The organism is Azovibrio restrictus DSM 23866 (genome assembly GCF_000429665.1).
Classification (GTDB): domain Bacteria; phylum Pseudomonadota; class Gammaproteobacteria; order Burkholderiales; family Rhodocyclaceae; genus Azovibrio; species Azovibrio restrictus.
The window spans coordinates 16,678-33,050 of the sequence record NZ_KE386938.1 but is presented as its reverse complement, the minus strand read 5'-3'; the positions used below and the strand labels follow the sequence as shown (position 1 = coordinate 33,050).

The 16,373-nt window shown below is 67.3% G+C and carries 20 protein-coding genes and 1 other RNA gene; 4 read left to right on the top strand and 17 right to left on the bottom strand.

All coding sequences use genetic code 11. From position 1 onward, the window contains the following. From G474_RS0117930 to G474_RS0117855, 17 genes are all read right to left on the bottom strand, one after another. The gene (locus G474_RS0117930; protein WP_026688143.1) at positions 1-507 is read right to left on the bottom strand and encodes a nitrous oxide reductase accessory protein NosL; all 507 of its coding nucleotides are present in this window, start codon (positions 505-507) and stop codon (positions 1-3) included. Continuing rightward, positions 504-1,112 (bottom strand): nitrous oxide reductase accessory protein NosL, encoded by a 609-nt coding sequence (locus tag G474_RS0117925; RefSeq protein ID WP_026688142.1) that lies wholly within the window; start codon positions 1,110-1,112, stop codon positions 504-506. The genes G474_RS0117930 and G474_RS0117925 overlap by 4 nt, the downstream gene beginning before the upstream one ends. A 53-nt stretch (positions 1,113-1,165) precedes the next feature. Then, positions 1,166-1,861 (bottom strand): sulfite exporter TauE/SafE family protein, encoded by a 696-nt coding sequence (locus tag G474_RS0117920; RefSeq protein WP_043465264.1) that lies wholly within the window; start codon positions 1,859-1,861, stop codon positions 1,166-1,168. A 165-nt stretch (positions 1,862-2,026) separates the two neighbouring features. Then, positions 2,027-4,471, bottom strand: coding sequence for a heavy metal translocating P-type ATPase (locus G474_RS0117915; protein ID WP_026688140.1), 2,445 nt, complete (start codon positions 4,469-4,471; stop codon positions 2,027-2,029). 9 nt (positions 4,472-4,480) lie between these two features. After that, positions 4,481-5,233, bottom strand: coding sequence for a hypothetical protein (locus G474_RS0117910; RefSeq protein WP_026688139.1), 753 nt, complete (start codon positions 5,231-5,233; stop codon positions 4,481-4,483). A gap of 4 nt (positions 5,234-5,237) precedes the next feature. Then, on the bottom strand, positions 5,238-5,606 hold the full coding sequence (locus tag G474_RS21555) for a hypothetical protein (protein WP_051282416.1): 369 nt from the start codon (positions 5,604-5,606) through the stop codon (positions 5,238-5,240). Continuing rightward, positions 5,603-5,785 (bottom strand): hypothetical protein, encoded by a 183-nt coding sequence (locus tag G474_RS23060; RefSeq protein WP_084513850.1) that lies wholly within the window; start codon positions 5,783-5,785, stop codon positions 5,603-5,605. The genes G474_RS21555 and G474_RS23060 overlap by 4 nt, the downstream gene beginning before the upstream one ends. Then, a complete protein-coding gene (locus G474_RS0117900) occupies positions 5,782-6,273 on the bottom strand; it encodes a TlpA family protein disulfide reductase (protein ID WP_043465262.1) in 492 nt (163 codons plus the stop codon). Before G474_RS0117900 ends, G474_RS23060 begins: the two co-directional genes overlap by 4 nt. Further along, a complete protein-coding gene (locus G474_RS0117895; protein ID WP_026688138.1) occupies positions 6,273-7,286 on the bottom strand; it encodes a hypothetical protein in 1,014 nt (337 codons plus the stop codon). Before G474_RS0117895 ends, G474_RS0117900 begins: the two co-directional genes overlap by 1 nt. Further along, positions 7,286-7,960, bottom strand: a complete 675-nt coding sequence (locus G474_RS0117890; RefSeq protein WP_026688137.1) for an ABC transporter ATP-binding protein — start codon at positions 7,958-7,960, stop codon at positions 7,286-7,288. Before G474_RS0117890 ends, G474_RS0117895 begins: the two co-directional genes overlap by 1 nt. Continuing rightward, a complete protein-coding gene (locus tag G474_RS0117885) occupies positions 7,957-9,093 on the bottom strand; it encodes an ABC transporter permease (protein ID WP_026688136.1) in 1,137 nt (378 codons plus the stop codon). Before G474_RS0117885 ends, G474_RS0117890 begins: the two co-directional genes overlap by 4 nt. Further along, positions 9,086-9,367 (bottom strand): hypothetical protein, encoded by a 282-nt coding sequence (locus G474_RS0117880; RefSeq protein ID WP_026688135.1) that lies wholly within the window; start codon positions 9,365-9,367, stop codon positions 9,086-9,088. Before G474_RS0117880 ends, G474_RS0117885 begins: the two co-directional genes overlap by 8 nt. Further along, on the bottom strand, positions 9,364-9,972 hold the full coding sequence (locus G474_RS0117875) for an SCO family protein (RefSeq protein ID WP_026688134.1): 609 nt from the start codon (positions 9,970-9,972) through the stop codon (positions 9,364-9,366). The genes G474_RS0117880 and G474_RS0117875 overlap by 4 nt, the downstream gene beginning before the upstream one ends. A 2-nt stretch (positions 9,973-9,974) precedes the next feature. After that, positions 9,975-10,151: a hypothetical protein gene (locus G474_RS23845; RefSeq protein ID WP_169729554.1), complete on the bottom strand. Its 177-nt coding sequence runs from the start codon at positions 10,149-10,151 to the stop codon at positions 9,975-9,977. Positions 10,152-10,177: 26 nt separating this feature from the next. Beyond that, positions 10,178-10,711, bottom strand: coding sequence for a Crp/Fnr family transcriptional regulator (locus G474_RS0117865; protein ID WP_084513849.1), 534 nt, complete (start codon positions 10,709-10,711; stop codon positions 10,178-10,180). Between the two features lie 50 nt (positions 10,712-10,761). Further along, positions 10,762-12,834, bottom strand: coding sequence for a TonB-dependent copper receptor (locus G474_RS0117860; protein WP_026688132.1), 2,073 nt, complete (start codon positions 12,832-12,834; stop codon positions 10,762-10,764). A 93-nt stretch (positions 12,835-12,927) separates the two neighbouring features. Further along, positions 12,928-13,329: a DUF2946 family protein gene (locus G474_RS0117855; RefSeq protein ID WP_026688131.1), complete on the bottom strand. Its 402-nt coding sequence runs from the start codon at positions 13,327-13,329 to the stop codon at positions 12,928-12,930. A gap of 141 nt (positions 13,330-13,470) precedes the next feature. On the opposite strand from G474_RS0117855, the gene ssrA reads away from it, so the two are divergent. The 4 genes from ssrA (at position 13,471) to G474_RS24630 (ending at position 16,090) form a co-directional block, all read left to right on the top strand. Further along, positions 13,471-13,834: a transfer-messenger RNA gene (ssrA, locus tag G474_RS23055) on the top strand. Positions 13,835-13,998: 164 nt separating this feature from the next. After that, on the top strand, positions 13,999-15,210 hold the full coding sequence (locus G474_RS0117850; protein ID WP_026688130.1) for a tyrosine-type recombinase/integrase: 1,212 nt from the start codon (positions 13,999-14,001) through the stop codon (positions 15,208-15,210). A 339-nt stretch (positions 15,211-15,549) separates the two neighbouring features. Continuing rightward, positions 15,550-15,765, top strand: a complete 216-nt coding sequence (locus tag G474_RS23050) for a helix-turn-helix transcriptional regulator (protein ID WP_084513848.1) — start codon at positions 15,550-15,552, stop codon at positions 15,763-15,765. A gap of 7 nt (positions 15,766-15,772) precedes the next feature. Further along, positions 15,773-16,090, top strand: coding sequence for an HGGxSTG domain-containing protein (locus tag G474_RS24630; protein WP_425386890.1), 318 nt, complete (start codon positions 15,773-15,775; stop codon positions 16,088-16,090). The last annotated feature ends 283 nt before the right edge of the window (positions 16,091-16,373 follow it).

The window sequence follows — 16,373 nt, the reverse complement described above, 5'->3', positions numbered from 1 at the left end:
TCAGCGGAACCTGCCGTGGTCCACCTGTTCCACCAGGGCCGGGGTGATCTCATCGAAGCGCAGGGTGCGTACGCCCTTGTGCTCCTTCATGAAATCGGCCGCGTCCTCGCGGCTGGCCAGGGGGACGAACTCATGGCCCATGGGGCCCAGCACGTCGGAGCCGATCACGAACCAGGCCGTGCGCGCATCCACCTTCCCCAGGTCGTAGAAGTCGGTGACGGCGATGCGGGCCATGTCCTCGGGCCGGTGGCCGGGGGCGTACTTGGGCAGGTTGTGCAGGTACTTGAACATGTCCTTGGCCCCGTCGAAATGGTGCGCGTGCCCATCCTTGTAGAGCACGGTGGCCACCCAGTTGGGGTACTTGGAGACGATCATGCCGCACACGGGGCAAAGGTCCTTGGGCCCCGGCTTGGGCACCACGACCCCCTGGGCCAGCGCCGCACTGGCGGCGACGGCGGTCCAGAGGGCCAGCAGCAGACCCCTCAGAAGGCGGGTCCCGGCGCTCATCCGTGCTGCTTTTCCATGGCGCGCTTGCGGCGCTCGGCGCGGTTCTTGCGGATCTGGGCCACATCCTTGGACATGTCCAGATAGGTGGCTTCCAGGGCTTCGTCGAACTTGGCCAGGGTGCCGCCGAACTTGGCCTGGAATTCCTTGGCGCCGGCTTCGGAGGCGAAGGAATGCTTGCTGCGCTTGGTCATGGCGTGCTTCAGGTCGGCGCCGATCAGGTAGGTGAGCTGGTCCACTTCCACCAGGGGCCGGGGTTCGGTGCTGGCGGCGAAGTCGGGGCCCCAGATTTTCTTGGGTTCCCGGTCGATGTTGAGGGACAGGCTCAGGGCCAGGCAGTGGATGGAACAGACCCCGTCGGTGAGATCGTCGGAATACTGGACCAGCATCCGGGTCTTGTTGTGTTCCTTGCGGTCCATGCCGCAGTAGGGGCACTTGCCGTATTTTTCCAGCTCGTTTTCCAGGGGGCTGGCATCGGCCGCCTTCTTGGGGATGAACTGGTTCGGGGTGCCGTCGGTGCTGCAGCCTTCGGCGGCGTGGGAGGTTCCGGCTACCAGGGCGGCGGCACCGCCCAGGAGGGAGGTCTTGAGCATGTTGCGACGATCCATTTGCTGCTCCTTTTCAGGTTGTTGATATCAAGGGAACCGGGGAACCCCGGGGACTACAAAATCAGCCGGTACATGACCAGGAAATAGCGGCTGCCCTGCCACAGGGTGGACAGGCCCAGGGCGATCACGGTCAGGGCGGCGGCCTTCAGCAGCCAGTTGCGGGCCCGGACCCCGAGCCGGCCGAACAGCCAGGAGGCGGAGGCCATGGAAGGCAGGGTGCCGAGCCCGAACACCAGCAGCAGCAGGGCCCCGTCCCCGGGCGTGGGGGCGGTGGTGGCCTGCACCGCCATGGCCATGGTCATGGAGCAGGGCATCAGGCCATTGACGGCGCCGCCTATGGCCGCGCCGACCAGGGGGCCGCGCTGGGTGGCCTGGCCGAACTGGCGGCGCAGCCAGGCCAGGGGGGCGAAGCCCAGGGTGTTGCGCCAGGGGGAGACGCCGAGCAGGTCCAGACCCAGGAGGATCACCACCAGGCCGGCGACGATCTGCAGCAGCCCCTGCACCAGGCCCAGGCGCCCGGTGCTGACCAGCACGGCGCCGAGCAGGGCGGCGGCCAGGCCGATCAGGGTGTAGATGCCCAGCCGGGCCCCGTGGTAAGCCAGATGGGGTGCCAGGCCCCGGGCCTGGGTGCGCATGAAGAAGGCCGATACCAGGCCGCCGCACATGCCCAGGCAGTGGCCGCTGCCCAGCAGGCCGGTGAGGAAGGCGGCTCCGTAGGCGAGACCGGCGGCATGTTCCAGGCCGTTCATCCTTAAAACCTCAGTTAAACCACAGAGGCACAGAGACGCCGAGGAAAAACAAAGACTTGTCCTGGAAGGCCAGGTCACTTTCTAGGTGAGCGCAGAAGACAATGCAAGCCATTGTTTTTTTGAACTTCTCTGTGTCTTTGTGTCTCTGTGGTGAGGTTTTTAGGTTCATCGTTTCAGGCGCAGGGAGTTGGTGACCACCGAGACCGAGGACAAGGCCATGGCCGCCGAGGCGATCATCGGGGTCAGGCGGCCGGCGGCGGCGAAGGGGATGGCCACGGTGTTGTAGCCCAGGGCCCAGAACAGGTTCTGGCGGATGATGCTCATGGTGCGCCGGGACAGTTCGATGCCGGCCGCCACCCGGGCGATGTCGCCGCCCACCAGGGTGATGTCGGCGGCTTCCTGGGCAATGTCGGTGCCGCCGCCCACGGCAAAGCCCACGTCGGCGGCGGCCAGGGCCGGGGCGTCGTTGATGCCGTCGCCGATCATGCCCACCCGCTTGCCTTCGGCCTGCAGCCGGCGGATCAGGGCCAGCTTGTCCGCCGGGGTGGCCCGGGCCACCACCCGGGTCATGCCCACCTGGTCGGCCACGTGCCGGGCCACGGCGTCCAGGTCGCCGGTGGCCATCACCGTTTCCAGACCCAGGCGGTGCAGCAGGGCCACGGCTTCCCGGGCGCCGGGCCGGGGCCGGTCGGCGATGGCGAACAGGGCCAGGCAGTGGTCTTCCAGGGCCACCAGGACCGGGGTCTTGCCCTGCTCGGCCAGGGCGGCGGCCGATGCTGCCAGGGGGCGGCTGTCCACCCCGGCGGCCTCCAGCAGGGCGGCGTTGCCGAGCCGCAGGGTCTGGCCCTGGTGGCGGCAGCTGAGCCCCTGGCCGGGCAGGGCGGTGAAATCCTGTACCGGGGCGGGGACGATGCCCTGCTCCCGGCACCAGGCGGCGATGGCCTGGGCGAGGAAATGTTCCGAATGGCCCTCGGCCCCGGCCACGGCGGCCAGCAGGCTGTGGCGGGCGGCGGCGTCCAGTCCCTCGGCCCAGACCAGGTCGGTGACCTGGGGCCGGCCTTCGGTGAGGGTGCCGGTCTTGTCGAACACCAGGGTGGTGAGCCGGGCCGAGGTTTCCAGGGCTTCGCCCCGGCGGATGTAGATGCCGCGCCGGGCCGCCTGGCCGGTACCGACCATGATCGCCGTGGGGGTGGCCAGACCCAGGGCGCAGGGACAGGCGATCAGCAGCACGGCGACGCTGTGGGCCAGGGCCGTGGCGGCCGGGGTGCCGGCGGCCAGCCAGCCGGCGAAGGTGAGCCCGGCGACGGCCCCCACCGTGGGCACGAAGCGGGCGGAGATGCGGTCGGCCAGTTTCTGCACCGGCAGTTTCATGTCCTGGGCCTGGTCCACCATGCGGATGATGCCGGCCAGCACCGTGCGGGGGCCGACGGCGCCCACCTGCAGGGTGAAGCTGCCGGTGCCGTTGATGCAGCCGCCCACCACCGGGTCCCCGGGGGTTTTTTCAACCGGCAGGGATTCGCCAGTGAGCATGGACTCATCCACTGCCGAGCTGCCCTGGAACAGTACCCCGTCGGTGGGCACCCGCTCCCCGGGCCGCACCCGCAGCAGGTCTCCTTCTTGCACCTGGTCCAGGGGAACCTGGCTTTCCCGGCCTTCGGCATCCACCCGGCAGGCGGTTTCCGGCTGCAGCTCGATGAGTTTGCGGATGGCTTCCGAGGCCTTGCCCCGGGCCTGTTCTTCCAGGTAGCGGCCGAGCAGGACGAAGCTGATGATGCCGGCGGCCGATTCGAAATAGACGTGGTGGGCGGGGCGCACCAGCCCCGGCAGGCTGTACAGCCAGGCGGCCCCGGCGCCCAGGGCGATCAGGCTGTCCATGTTGGCCTGCTTCTGTTCGGCCAGGGCCCAGGCCTTCTTGAAGATGTCGCCGCCGCTGCCGAACAGGGCGGCCGAGGACAGGGCGAATTCCACCAGGCGCAGCAGGGGGTCCCGGTGCATGGCCATGCCGGTGAGCATCACCGGGGCGGCCAGCAGGGCCGACTGGATCAGCTTCCGGCGGGCTGTCTGCAGGTGCTGTTTTTCCCGCTCCACCAGTAGCCGGCGCTGGGCCAGGGTGTCCATGGGCCGGGCCTCGTAGCCCAGGCGGGCGATGCCGGCGAACACGGCTTCCCGGTCCAGGCGGCCGCGGATGCTGGCGGTGCCCGAGGCGTAATTGACCCGCACGCTGTCCACCCGGGGGTCGCGCTGGAAGGAGAGTTCGATGAGCAGGGCGCAGGAGGCGCAGGTCATGCCCTCCACCGCCACCGAACACTCGGCCAGGGGCTGGTCGCCGGCCGGGGCGGGGGCCGCCGCCGGCCGGGGCGGGGCCGCCACCAGGTTGCCGAGCACCGCATCCACCAGGGCCAGCAGGCGCACTTCCGGCAGGGCCTCGGGCTGGTAGTGCAGGGTCAGGGAGCCGATGTCCGGCACGCTCCTCACCCCGGTGATGGCCCCGTGCTTGCGCAGCAGGATTTCCAGGATGTAGCAGCGCTCGGCCTGTTTCTCCAGGGCCGGGGAAATCAGGCGCAGGCGCCGGCTGAGGCGGTGCACGACACGGAAATGGCGGTGGCGCATGGGACTGTCCTAGGGTTTGGGGGCCTGCTTGCGGTAGCGGACGAGCAGGAACACCAGGTAGAACACGGTCAGCCAGGCATTGGCGAACTTCAGGGGTTCCTTGAGCCAGCGCCGGGTGATCAGGTCCCAGTGCACCTTGATCAGGTAGAAGGCGAGGATGTCGTTGAGAAAGTTGATCGCCGCCCGCTCGGTCAGGGCTCCCTGGACCAGGCCCTGGAGCCGCTGGCCCAGGTCGTGGCTGGCAGGGTCGGGGCCGGCGCTCTGGCCGGTGTCGGCGGGCTGGGCCGCATCGCGCCCCGGGGCGGCGGTGGGCGCCGGTCTGGCGGCCTGGCCCAGGCGCTGCCCCAGCTCCTGGAGCAGGCCCAGGGCGGCCCGGCCGGTGCCGCTCAGCAGCGGCAGCAGCTGGCTGCCGAACTGCTGCCCCAGCTGGCCGAGGCCGGCGGGCAGGCCAGGCTGCATCGCTGCGGCGGTCGGCGGCTCGGGGTTGGCGGGGTTGGCGGCGAGGGATTCCGGCAGTTCCAGCAGGGCAGCCTTGAGGGCCCGGGCCACCTGGATTTCGGTGCACAGGCCCGGGTCGAAGCGGATCGCCAGGCGCCTGCCTTCGGGCAGCACCCGGTAGACCCCGCTGACCCGGCGCAGGGCGGTTTCCAGCTCGGGCAGGGAACCCAGCAGGGCGGGCGGCAGCTCCAGGCGCAGGTGGCCGGGCTCCCGGTGGCGCACCTGGATCTGCCGGGCCAGGGCGGTGGCAGCAGCGCTGTCCATGGCTTCAGCCCTGGGGCGTGACGGCCGGGGCGGCCGGAGCCTGGGGCACAGCGGCGGCGGCTTCCTTTTCCTGGGCCTCGGCCAGCAGGTCTTCCAGGTTTTCCTTCTGGTGCAGGACGAAGTCCTTGCCCATGCCGGTGCTCTTGGCCAGGAACTGGATGATCTCCTTCTCGTACTTGTGCAGCAGGTAGCCGGCGGCGATGCCCCCGGCCAGCAGCACCAGGGGATTGCGCAGCAGGTTGAGTCCGGGCAGGGGCGGCACCAGGCGGCTGGCGGCAAAGCCGGAGGCGGCCATCATGGTGCCCTGGGCGATGGGATGGTTGAGCATGCTGCCGCACTGGGCGGCCTGTTCTATGGCTTTCGGGTCGATCATGGTTGGCTCCTGGGTGGGGATTCGGGGGCTGGGGGTGGGGGCGCTTCTTCGATCTGGTGCAGCATCTGGTAGATGCCCCGGCAGCCTTCGCAGCAGAACAGCTTCTCCCCCGCCGGGGTGGGCAGGGGGAAGGGCTTGAGTCCGGTGTCTAGACCGCAGAGGTCGCAGGGGGGATTCATGGCAGCAGGGCCTTTACCTGTTGTTCGAACACGGCCTCGCTGGCCTCTCCCACCACCTTGGCCCGGACCACGCCCTGGGCATCGATGAAGTAGGTGGTGGGCAGGCCCACGACGCCGTACTGCTTGGCGATGGCGGAATCCTCGTCGAGCAGCACCGGGTAGGTGATGCCGATCTTCTTGGCGAAGGCGGCGGCGGTGGCGCTGTCCTGGCCGGCGTTGATGGCCAGCACCGTCAGGCCCCGGTCTTTGTGGCGTTGATAGACCTGTTCGATGGCCTGCATTTCGCCCTCGCAGTAGCGGCACCAGTCGGCCCAGAAGCGGATCACCAGGGGGCGGCCGGCGTAGTCGGCGGGGAAATCAGTGCCCTGACCGGCCAGGAAGCGGCTGTGAAAGGCAGGCGCCGGCTGGCCCAGGTTGAGGCTGGGGGCTTCCGGGCCGCAGGCGGTCAGGCCCAGGAGAAGAAGGATCAGGCTGAGCAGGCGGGGCATCAGTGCTCCAGGAGGATTAGGTTGGATTGCCAGACCATGCCGGCGGACAGGCCCAGGAACAGCACCAGGGCCAGCAGGGCCACCCAGGCCAGGCGCTGGGCCAGGGGCGGCACCAGGGCGGCGAGGCTGGGACGGCGGCGGAACAGCTGCAGCACCCCGACCCCGAGGCCGGCGGCACAGCCCAGGAACAGGGGCAGGTACAGGGCGTAGCCCCGGTAGCCGTATTCGGGCTTGAGGATGCAGAAGGGGCAGTGGTGGTGGGGGTGTTCGTAGATGTAGAGGGAGAGGAAGGAGATGATCCCGGTGAGGGCGGCGGGAAACACCAGGCCGCTGGCGAGGCCGGCCAGCAGGCCGTTGCCCCGGCCCGGGGCGGGGCGCAGGACGTAGCTGCCCAGGGCGGCGACGGCCAGGCCCAGGCTGCCGAAGTAGAGGCCCATGGCCAGGCGCGGGTCGGCCCCCGCCATTTCCCCGGAGATGCCCCGGGATTCCCCCGAGAACAGGCTGCCGCAGCAGGAGGTGATGACGTCGGCCCGGAGGCCCTTGAAGTAGGCCAGCTGCAGCCCGAAGCTCAGGGCCAGGAGCGGCACCAGGAGGAGCAGCAGGGCGTACTTGAGGCGCACCAGGGGGTAATCCCGGGCCTGGTTGTCCAGGTGGTTGATGAGCAGCCACTGGCTGGCGGCGAAGAACACGGCGATCTGGGCCACCAGGGCGGGGAAGCCCCAGGCATTCACCTGCAGGGTGCCCACGGCGCACATGGCGCCCACGAACATCTCGGACATCCGGTCGGCGTTGAACACGAACAGCAGCAGGGCCGCCAGCTGCACCCCCAGCACCAGGGCCACCAGGGAGGAAAACAGGTAGGTGCGGCGCTCCATGGTCAGCTGGCCTTCGCTGCCGCTGGCGAGATTCCAGCGGCGCAGGATCTGCCAGGCGAAGGGGGCGGCGCCGCCCAGGGCAGCCACTCCCAGGCCGGCGGCCAGGAGCAGGGCGATGATGGCGGGCTGGAACAGCATCAGGCTTCCACCACCCGGCCGTCGCGCAGGGCCACGCGCCGCTCCACCTGGGGCGAGTCCAGCACCAGGGGATCGTGGCTGGTGAGCAGCACGGTGCGTCCGGCGCCGCTCAGCTCCCCGAGGATGGCGAGGAATTCCCGGGACAGGGCCGTGTCCAGGTTGGCCGTGGGTTCGTCGGCCACCAGGATGGGCGGGTCGTTGATCAGGGCCCGGGCAATGGCCACCCGCTGCTGTTCGCCTCCCGACAGCCATTCCACCCGGGCATCGGCCCGGTGGCCCAGGCGGAACTGGGCGAGCAGGGCGTCAGCCCGTTCCGTCAGCTGGCGGTGCGGCAGGCCCAGGGGGTAGGCGGGCAGCATCACATTGTCCCGGGCGGAGAGGCCCTTGATCAGGTTGAACTGCTGGAACACGAAACCGAAATGCCGGCGCCGCAGTTCAGTGAGGAAGCGCTCGGGCAGGCCGGAGATGTCCTCCCCGTCCAGGCGGATGCGGCCGCTGGTGGGCCGGGCCAGACAGCCGATCAGGGACAGCAGGGTGGTCTTGCCGGAGCCGCTCGGCCCCATGAAGGCGGTCACCTGGCCCCGGGCGAGGCTCAGGCTGACCCCCTGGATGGCCCAGTATTCGTTGTGCTGGCCCTGGTTGAAGGCCTTGTGCAGGTCGGCGATTTCTATCATGTGCGCATCACCGCGTCCGGGTCCGTGATCGCCGCGCGCCAGATGGGCACCAGCACCGCGGCGGTGTAGGGGAAGACCGTGAAGAAGAACAGGGTGGCCAGCTGCAGGCCATCCACCTGGGGCGTCAGGCGGAAGTGGGGGTAGAGCACTGCCCAGCCCTGCAGCACCGGCCGGAACAGGGCCCCGTCCAGGTGGAAGACATGGACCCAGGCGGCCAGGTAGCCGATCAGGAAGGCGGACAGGGAGATCAGCACCCCTTCCCAGAACTTCATGCGCAGCACGTCGCCGGTTTCCCAGCCGATCGCCTTGAGGATGCCGATTTCGCGCCGTTCCTCGGCGGAGAGGCCGGAGGCCTTGTCCCAGGCGAGGATGGCGAAGGCCAGCAGGGCCCCGGCCAGCACCGTCAGCACCATGCCTTCGCGCCAGTCGAACAGGGAGGCGTAGGTGCGCTGCACCTCCTCGCGCAGGATGGGGCGGGAATCGGGCAGGGCCGCCGCGAGCTTGGCCGCCACGTTGCGCACCTCGTTGGGATTGGCCACCGAGAGGGTGATGTCGGTGTAGTGGCCGGCGGGGAAATCGAAGAAGGCGCGGAAATCCTCGGCCCCCAGGAGCACCAGGTCGGCGCTCATCAGCTCGCTGGCCTGGGGCAGCACCTCGGCCACCTGGAAGGTGAACAGGCGGCCCGAATAGCTGCGGAAGGAGATCAGGTTGCCCGCCACCAAGCCCCGCTCCCGGGCCAGGGCCGGGCCGACGACGAGCTGCCCCGAGGGAATCTGCCGCTCTCCGGGGACCATGAAGGTGTAGTTGGCCTTGACCACCGGGTCGTAGTAGTAGCCCCAGAGCCGGGCTTCCATTTTCTGCACGCCGCGGATGCGGCCGATCTGCTCCAGGTAGCCGGGGGGAATCAGGTCCTGGCGGCCGGCCACCAGGCGCTGCAGGATCACTTCCGGGGATTCGGCCAGGACCCGTTTCGCTTCCTGGCGCAGGCCCTGGGTGAACAGCATCACCGAGGCGAGCACGAACACCAGCAGGCTGTAGGCCGCCAGCAGGCCCAGGTTGCGCACCTTGCGCCGGCCCAGGGCGGCGAGGCTGAAGTCGATCAGGTAGCGTTGCTTGTGGAACCAGTCAGTCATGGCGGGGCGGCGCCACCAGGGAGGCGCTGGGGAAATGGTCGAAGCCCAGGGGGTGATCCTGGAAGGGGGCGTGCCGGTCGCTCAGGGCCAGGTGGCGGGTGTAGCGGGCCTCGGTGAACAGGGCCGGGTCGGTGAGCCCCAGCTCCCGCACCAGGGCCGGGGTCCCGGGGTCCGGCGCTTGGGCCTGCAGCCCGGCTTCGGCCCAGGTGGCGAGGAGGCCCGCCAGCCCCAGGGCCAGGCCGCCCAGGGCCAGGGTGGAGGGGCGCAGGCTCATGATGGGCTCCCCAGCTGCTTCCTGAGGGCGGCGAGGATGTCTTCCGTGGGCGTGCCGAAATCCAGGCTGCGCACCAGCTCTCCGCGGCTGTTGAGCAGCCAGGTCTGGGCGCTGTGGTCCACCGCGTATTCCCCGTTCTGCCCCGGCTGGCCGACGATGTAGATGGCCTTGAAGGCCTTGGCGATGCGGGCCAGCTGTTCCGGCGGCGCCACCAGGCCGAGCATGTCCGGGTGGAAGAAGGCCAGGTACTGGGCCATGGCGGCGGCGGTATCCCGGGCCGGGTCCACGGCCACCATCAGGAAGCGGACCCGCTCCCGCTCCGCCGGGCTGAGGCGGGTCACCGCCTGGGCCGAGGCGCCCAGGTTGGCCGGGCAGACATCGGGGCAGTGGGTGTAGCCGAAGGACACCAGCAGCACCTTGCCCTTGAGGCTGTCGAGGGGCTGGGGGCCCTGGCTGGAAGTCAGCACCAGCCCGGCCGGTTCGGCCCACAGGGCGTCCGCCAGCCGCTCGGCCGGGGGACTGGCGTCGCAGCCGGCGAGCAGGGCCAGCAGGGCACTCAGCCAGAGCAGCCGGGCGAGGCCCGCCAGGGGGAAGCTGCCGGCCATGTTCAGAGGCGGCCTGCCGCCCGCATCAGCGCGGCCCGCAGGGCGATGGTGACGCTGGAGCCCAGGCCTACCCGCTGGGCCAGGGCCGGCACCAGGATCAGGGAGGCGAGGGCGAAGCCGGCGCCCAGCAGCAGGGCGGGCATTTCATTGCTGACCGGGGATTGCTGTTCCTTTTCCATGGGATGCTCCTTGCAGGATGAGGGTTTCAGGACTTGCTGGGCCGGCCCCGTTTTTCATGGGCCGGGAGGATGCCGGCCCGGCGCAGCTGGCTGACGACCCGGGACACGGTTTCGGTGGTGAGGGCGGTGATTTCCGCCATGTCCCGCCGGGAGGGCAGGGGCATGCTGGCCAGCTGGGGCTCGCGTCCGCCGGTGAGCAGGGAGAGCAGGCGGGTGACCCGTTCCATGGCCTGGCCGCAGCGCAAGGCCACCACGTCGGCGGCCCGGGTTTCGCTGGTGGTCAGGGCGGCCAGCAGGGATTCCCCTGCCGGGGCGGCTTCGCCCTCTGGCCAGGGCACCAGGACGCAGTCGGCCAGGGCCGTGGCCTCGAAGGTGTAGTGCTGGAACATCAGGGTTTCCGCTCCGATGATGTCCCCTTCCACGGCCAGGTTGGCGAACATGGGGTCCCCGTCGGGGATGATCCGGTCCAGACGCACCGAGCCGGACTGGACCCGCCAGGCGAGTCCGGGGGCCCCGGCGGCGTAGATGCGTTCCCCTGCCTTGAAGATGGTCTTGCCCATGACAGGCTCCTTCTGATCTGACCCCCGCCGCGGGCGGGGGCGGGTTGGTTTCAGTCCAGGGCGATCTGGGCCTTGAGCCAGAAGCTCCGGCCCGGTTCGTTTACCCGGGTGATGGGCTCGTAGCCCAGGATGGCCACCGATGCGCCGCTACGGCTGATGGATTCCGCGTAGGTCTTGTCGAACAGGTTGTCCACCCCGAAGGTGATGCGGGTGCCCTTGTTCCAGCGGTAGCCGCCGTTTACGGAGAACACCCCGAAGCCGCCGGTTTCCCCCAGGTCCTGGCCGACGATGTTGCCTTCGTACAGGGCGTAGCGGTCCTGCCGGGCCACCAGCCGCAGCAGGGCGCCGGCGGACCACCTGCCGTTGTCCCAGTCCAGCCCGAAACGGCCTTCCAGGGGCGGCATCTGGCCCAGGGCGTGGCCGTCCGTGTCGTTTTCCCCGTGCACCCAGGCGATGCTGGCGAGGCCCTTCCACTGGGCGTTGAAGGCGTAGTTGATGCCGGCTTCGCCGCCCCAGGTGGTGGCGTCCACGTTGCGCACCACGGTGGTGGTCCGGGTGCCGGTTCCCATCAGGGCCGGCTTGACGTAGTTGCTCTGCACCAGCAGGTAGTCGTCGATCCGGTTGTAGAAGGCCGAGACGAAGGCCTGCACGGGGCCGGATTTCCAGGTCAGGCCCAGGTCCAGCTGGTTGGTCTTTTCCGGGGCGGCCTGCTTGAACACCGAGAGGCTGCTGCTGTTGTTGCTGGCGGCGGCTTCCTTATTGAACAGCTCCCAGTAGTCGGGGGCCCGCTCGCTGTGGCCCAGGCCAAGGTAGGCGGTGCTGGCCGGGGAGAGGTCGTGTTCGTAACGGGCAAAGCCGCTGGTGAGGGTTTCGTCCCGCTTTTCCCCGGCCGTGGGGTTGGCCCGGCTGGCCATGCCGATGCTGATGTTGCGGCGCTTGTCCCAGGCTTCCCACTGGTCGCTGCGCAGGCCGGCCACCACCCGGCCGGCGCTGCCCAGCTGCTGGGTCAGTTCGGCGAACAGGCCGTAGTTCTCGAAGCGGGCGTCCTCGCTGCGCTGCTGGTCCTGGTAGGAGCTGACGAATTCGCCGCCGGTGCCGCTCTTGCGCAGGGTGTGGATGTTGGTCTGCTGGTCCGCCCCCAGGATCAGCTGGGTGCTGGCGGAGGGCAGCAGGGTGAAGGCCAGGCGGCCCCCGGTGGTCTTGCGGTCCGGGTTGCTGGCCATGGCCATGGTGCTGGCAGCCCGCTTGCGCAGGCTGTAGTTGTCCATCACGTGGTCCACGTAGTTGTAGTAGACCTGGGCTTCCACCTTGTCGAGCAGGCCGCCCATGCGTTCCTTCTCGAACTTGAGTCCGTAGTTGGTCCGGTCGAACTTGCTGCCGTCCATGCTCCGGTCGGCGTAGGCGGCTTCCCCGTCGCTGCGGATGGCCGAGAATTCCAGGCGGGTGTCCTTGTCCGGCGTCACCCCCAGGATGGCGGTGGCGCTGTGACGCTTGTAGCGGGAATGCACGGTGTTGCCATCCCCGTCCTCGTAATCGTCGGACTGGTCGTGGGTGAGGATGCCCTGGACGTAACCCAGGGTGGTGCCCCCCTTCACGTCCATGAACTCCTCGTGCCGGCCGAAGCTGGCGCCGGTCAGGGCGCCCTTCACCTGCCAGCCGGGTTCGCTAAAGTAGGTGGGCTGGCGCTCGAACAGCACGGTGCCGGCCGAGGCACCGGGGCCGTGGGTGACGCTCTGGGGCCCCTTCAGCAGGGTGACCCGGTCGTAGCTGTCGGGAAACACGTAGGCGGTGGGCGGGTCCATGCGCATGCCGCAGCCGCCGAGAATCTGCTCCCCGTCCAGCAGGATGTTCAGGCGGGAGGCCGCCATGCCCCGGAACATGGGGTCCCCGTCGGTGCCGCCCTTGCGGATCACGTTCATGCCCGGCACGGTCTTCAGCAGGCTGGCCCCGTCATTAGCGGGCAGGGGCTGCTGGGGCGCCCGGGGATCGAAGCTGACCTCCAGGGGCGCGCTCATGGGCGGCGCGGTGACCACGACGGGGTCCAGGGTCTCCTGGGCCAGGAGGTTGAAGGGAAAGGCAGCGGCCAGGGCAAGGCCCAGAGCCGTGGGACGACAGGTCTTCATGAAAACTTTCTTCGCGGGACAGGCGCCAGACATGGGGCGACCATGGCAGGCAACTACGCAGGGCCGGAGGCCGCCGCGCACCAAGGAAATGGATCAGGCGAAGAAGGCGGGAGGAGCCCGGTTGGGGGCGTGACGCTGGTCAGGGGCAGCCGGCGGCAGGTCTGCCGGTGCCTGGGGGGAGTAGTCGGCCGGAGCCGAGCCGGAAACGAAGAAGGACAGGGCCACGGCCAGCAGAGGCGGGGAGCCTGCTGCGGCAGCACAGAAGGGGCATTGCTGGCCCCCGGGCTGGGTGGTCGGATATTCGGTACCGTCGGCGGTGATGCGGACGATGCCGGCCGGAGTACAGATCTCGATGGCGCCACTGCTGTTGGCCAGCCGCTCGGCTGCATGGACCGTGCCGATCCCGGTCGCCACCAGCTGCAGGCACAGGGCCAGCAACGCCAGGAAGGCGGACAGGCGCGGGTGGCAGCGGAGGGAATGGAGTTCGGGCAGCATCGGGCCGCATTCTAGGGGGCGCCCCGGGCGGCGTGGGATGATCTAGGTCAACTGCCGATGATGTAGATCAGTACCACTGCCGGCCAGAAATACATTTCCCCTTGAACTTTCAGCTTCTGCTACCATCTGAGCCTTCACAACGGGGGCGACCTGGCTTCGACGTGGGTTGCAAAGCAGCGTTGTGCATGCCGAGGTACAGTTACCTCGTAAAACCACTGGCAATCTATAAACGCCAACGACGAGCGTTACGCTCTGGCCGCTTAAACCCGGCTAGCTCTGCACCGGTTTTCTGATGGGCCGGGCTGGGGCAACCCAGCAGCAGAGTCATTTACAGCAGATAAGGTCCGGTTCCGCTGCGTGATCGGACACGAAAATCTAGCAGATCGTCTGAGACAAGCCTGTTCGGCCGGCGTGCAAGGACTAAAACCCAAATGACCGGACTAAGCATGTAGATCGCGTTGTAGAGTGCTTGCGGACGGGGGTTCGATCCCCCCCGCCTCCACCATATACTTGTATTAAGTCGTGCAACGAAGGCCGAAAAACCAAGAGAAATCGAGGTTTCCGGCCTTTTTTGCGTCCAACGTTGTCCAATAGGTAGTATTGAAAACCGGGGGTACATGGGGGTATAACAGGGGGTATGCGACGAAGTTCCTGATAGAGGTACCCCCAATGGCTCTAACCGACACCGCTGTGCGCAATGCCAAGCCGGCCGACAAACCGATCAAGATGGCCGATGAGAAAGGTTTGTTCCTGCTCATTAATCCGAACGGCACCAAGTACTGGCGCCAGAAATACCGCTTTGACGGCAAGGAAAAGCTGCTCGCCCACGGGGTGTATCCTGACGTTGGCTTGAAAGAGGCGCGCGGAAAACGGGACGAAGCCCGCAAACTGTTGGCGGCAGGTGTCGATCCCGGTGAGAACCGCAAAGCCGTCAAGGCTGCCACGGTCATGCGTGCCGCGAACAGCTTCGAGGTAATCGCTCGCGAATGGTTTGAGAAAAACCGGGAAACTTGGGTCTCCAATCACGCCGATAAAATCATCAAGCGATTGGAAAACGATGTCTTTCCTTGGCTCGGCAGCAAACCGATTGCTGAAATCAGCGCCCCACAGATACTAGATGTTCTGCGTCGTATCGAGAATCGCGGCACCCTCGATACGGCTCATCGCGCAAAAGGCAATATCTCCCAAGTAATGCGCTACGCCATTGCCACCGGGCGCGCAGACCGTGACCCCTGCCCCGATTTGCGTGGAGCATTGCCGCCAGCACGGGAGAAGAACTTCGCCAGCATCACCGAACCAGCCAAGGTGGCGGAATTGCTCAGAGCCATCGATGGTTTCAAAGGCACCTTCGTTGTCCGCTCGGCGCTGCTGCTTGCCCCTTTGCTTTTCGTGCGCCCCGGCGAGTTGCGCAAGGCGCTGTGGGCGGATTTTGATCTGGACAGGGCGGAATGGCGCTACTTCGTCACCAAGACCAATACGGAACATTCCGTGCCTCTAGCAACGCAAGCCTTGGCAATCCTCAAAGACCTGCAGGCGCTGACCGGTCACGGCAAGCATGTGTTTCCGGGGCGCGACCCGCAAAAATCCATGAGCGAAGCAGCCGTTAATGCCGCACTGCGCCGGATGGGGTACGACACCAAAACCGAAATCACCGGCCACGGTTTCCGGGCAATGGCGCGAACGATCCTGCACGAGGAACTGCACCAGAAGCCGGAAGTGATCGAACACCAGCTGGCGCACAAGGTACCGGATGCCTTGGGGACGGCCTACAACCGCACCAAATTCCTGCAAGAGCGCAAGGCAATGATGCAGCTGTGGGCGGATTATCTCGACAAGCTGAAAGCCGGAGCGGAGATCATCAGCATCACTAGCGCCGCCTGAGGCATGCCGCTTGATCAGGCCGGCCGGATCAAGCGCGCCCGCGTGGCGGCCAAGGGCTCAGCCAAAAATCGCGCCGCCGCAATCAAGAATCGCGACCGCATGATTCATGCTCGCCTTCAAATACTTTTCGGGAGAAACCCTGACCAAGCCGCGCATTTGTGCGATTTTGAAGGCCAAATCGAGTTAGCTCGGTTTACGCGTCAATCCTTGTTTCTCGATTTTTTTGAGCCCGTAAACAGGCCGTTTGGGCGTTTCGGAAAGTCGGCTCCGGAACGTCCAATTTCGCCCTCTACGATTCATCCGTGACTAACGACGACCACGACGGTCCAGGAAAACGCGATGAATAACCCTCTCCCCGCCACCGGCTATCTCCGGTTACCCCAGATTCTTGGCAACCCCAAGGCCAACCCGCCAGTTCCGCCCATCATTCCAGTCAGCCGCTCCAGCTGGTGGGCAGGCTGCAAAAGCGGCCGCTTCCCGAGCCCGGTCAAACTTGGCCCGCGCACGACCGTCTGGCGCGTCGAAGATATTCGATCCCTGCTGCAAACGCGCTGAGCAGGCTATGTGCAACGAACATCAACGTCGTTACCGGGAACTTTGGGCCGAACAGCAGCAGCGTCTGAGTGAGTGGCATGTCCGATGGGAACTCGGGCTCCCCCGGGTTCCATTCCACTCCTCGCCGGAATTTTGTTCCTTTACCTGCTCGGCCACGACGCGCAAAGGAACGCCATGCAAGCACAAAAGCCTTTACAGCAATGGGCGCTGCAAACTGCATGGCGGCCTATCCACCGGACCAAAAACAGCGGCAGGCAAGGAGCAGGCGCGGGTCAATGGCCGCAAGGGCGGGCGGCCACGAAAACCGAAGCCCATGGACTGCTAACGAAACACAACATTTAAATGAGCTTGCGCACTGTAAGACCGAAACAGGCCAACTTCGGAGTCATCCGTCTGAATTTCGGCCTGAGCGGTCGTTGACATCCGATGTATATCCGGCAGCAATGCGCTAGTCAGCTGCCGCTCAGTTGTGAATCGAAATCAATGTTGGCTTTTCTACAGCCGGACCCGACCCCAAGCGGCCTATCCCCGCGAACGCGGGGGAACCAGCTGGTCTTGCCTTCTGGTGGGATCAGCTTTGGGTCTATCCCCGCGAACGCGGGGGAACC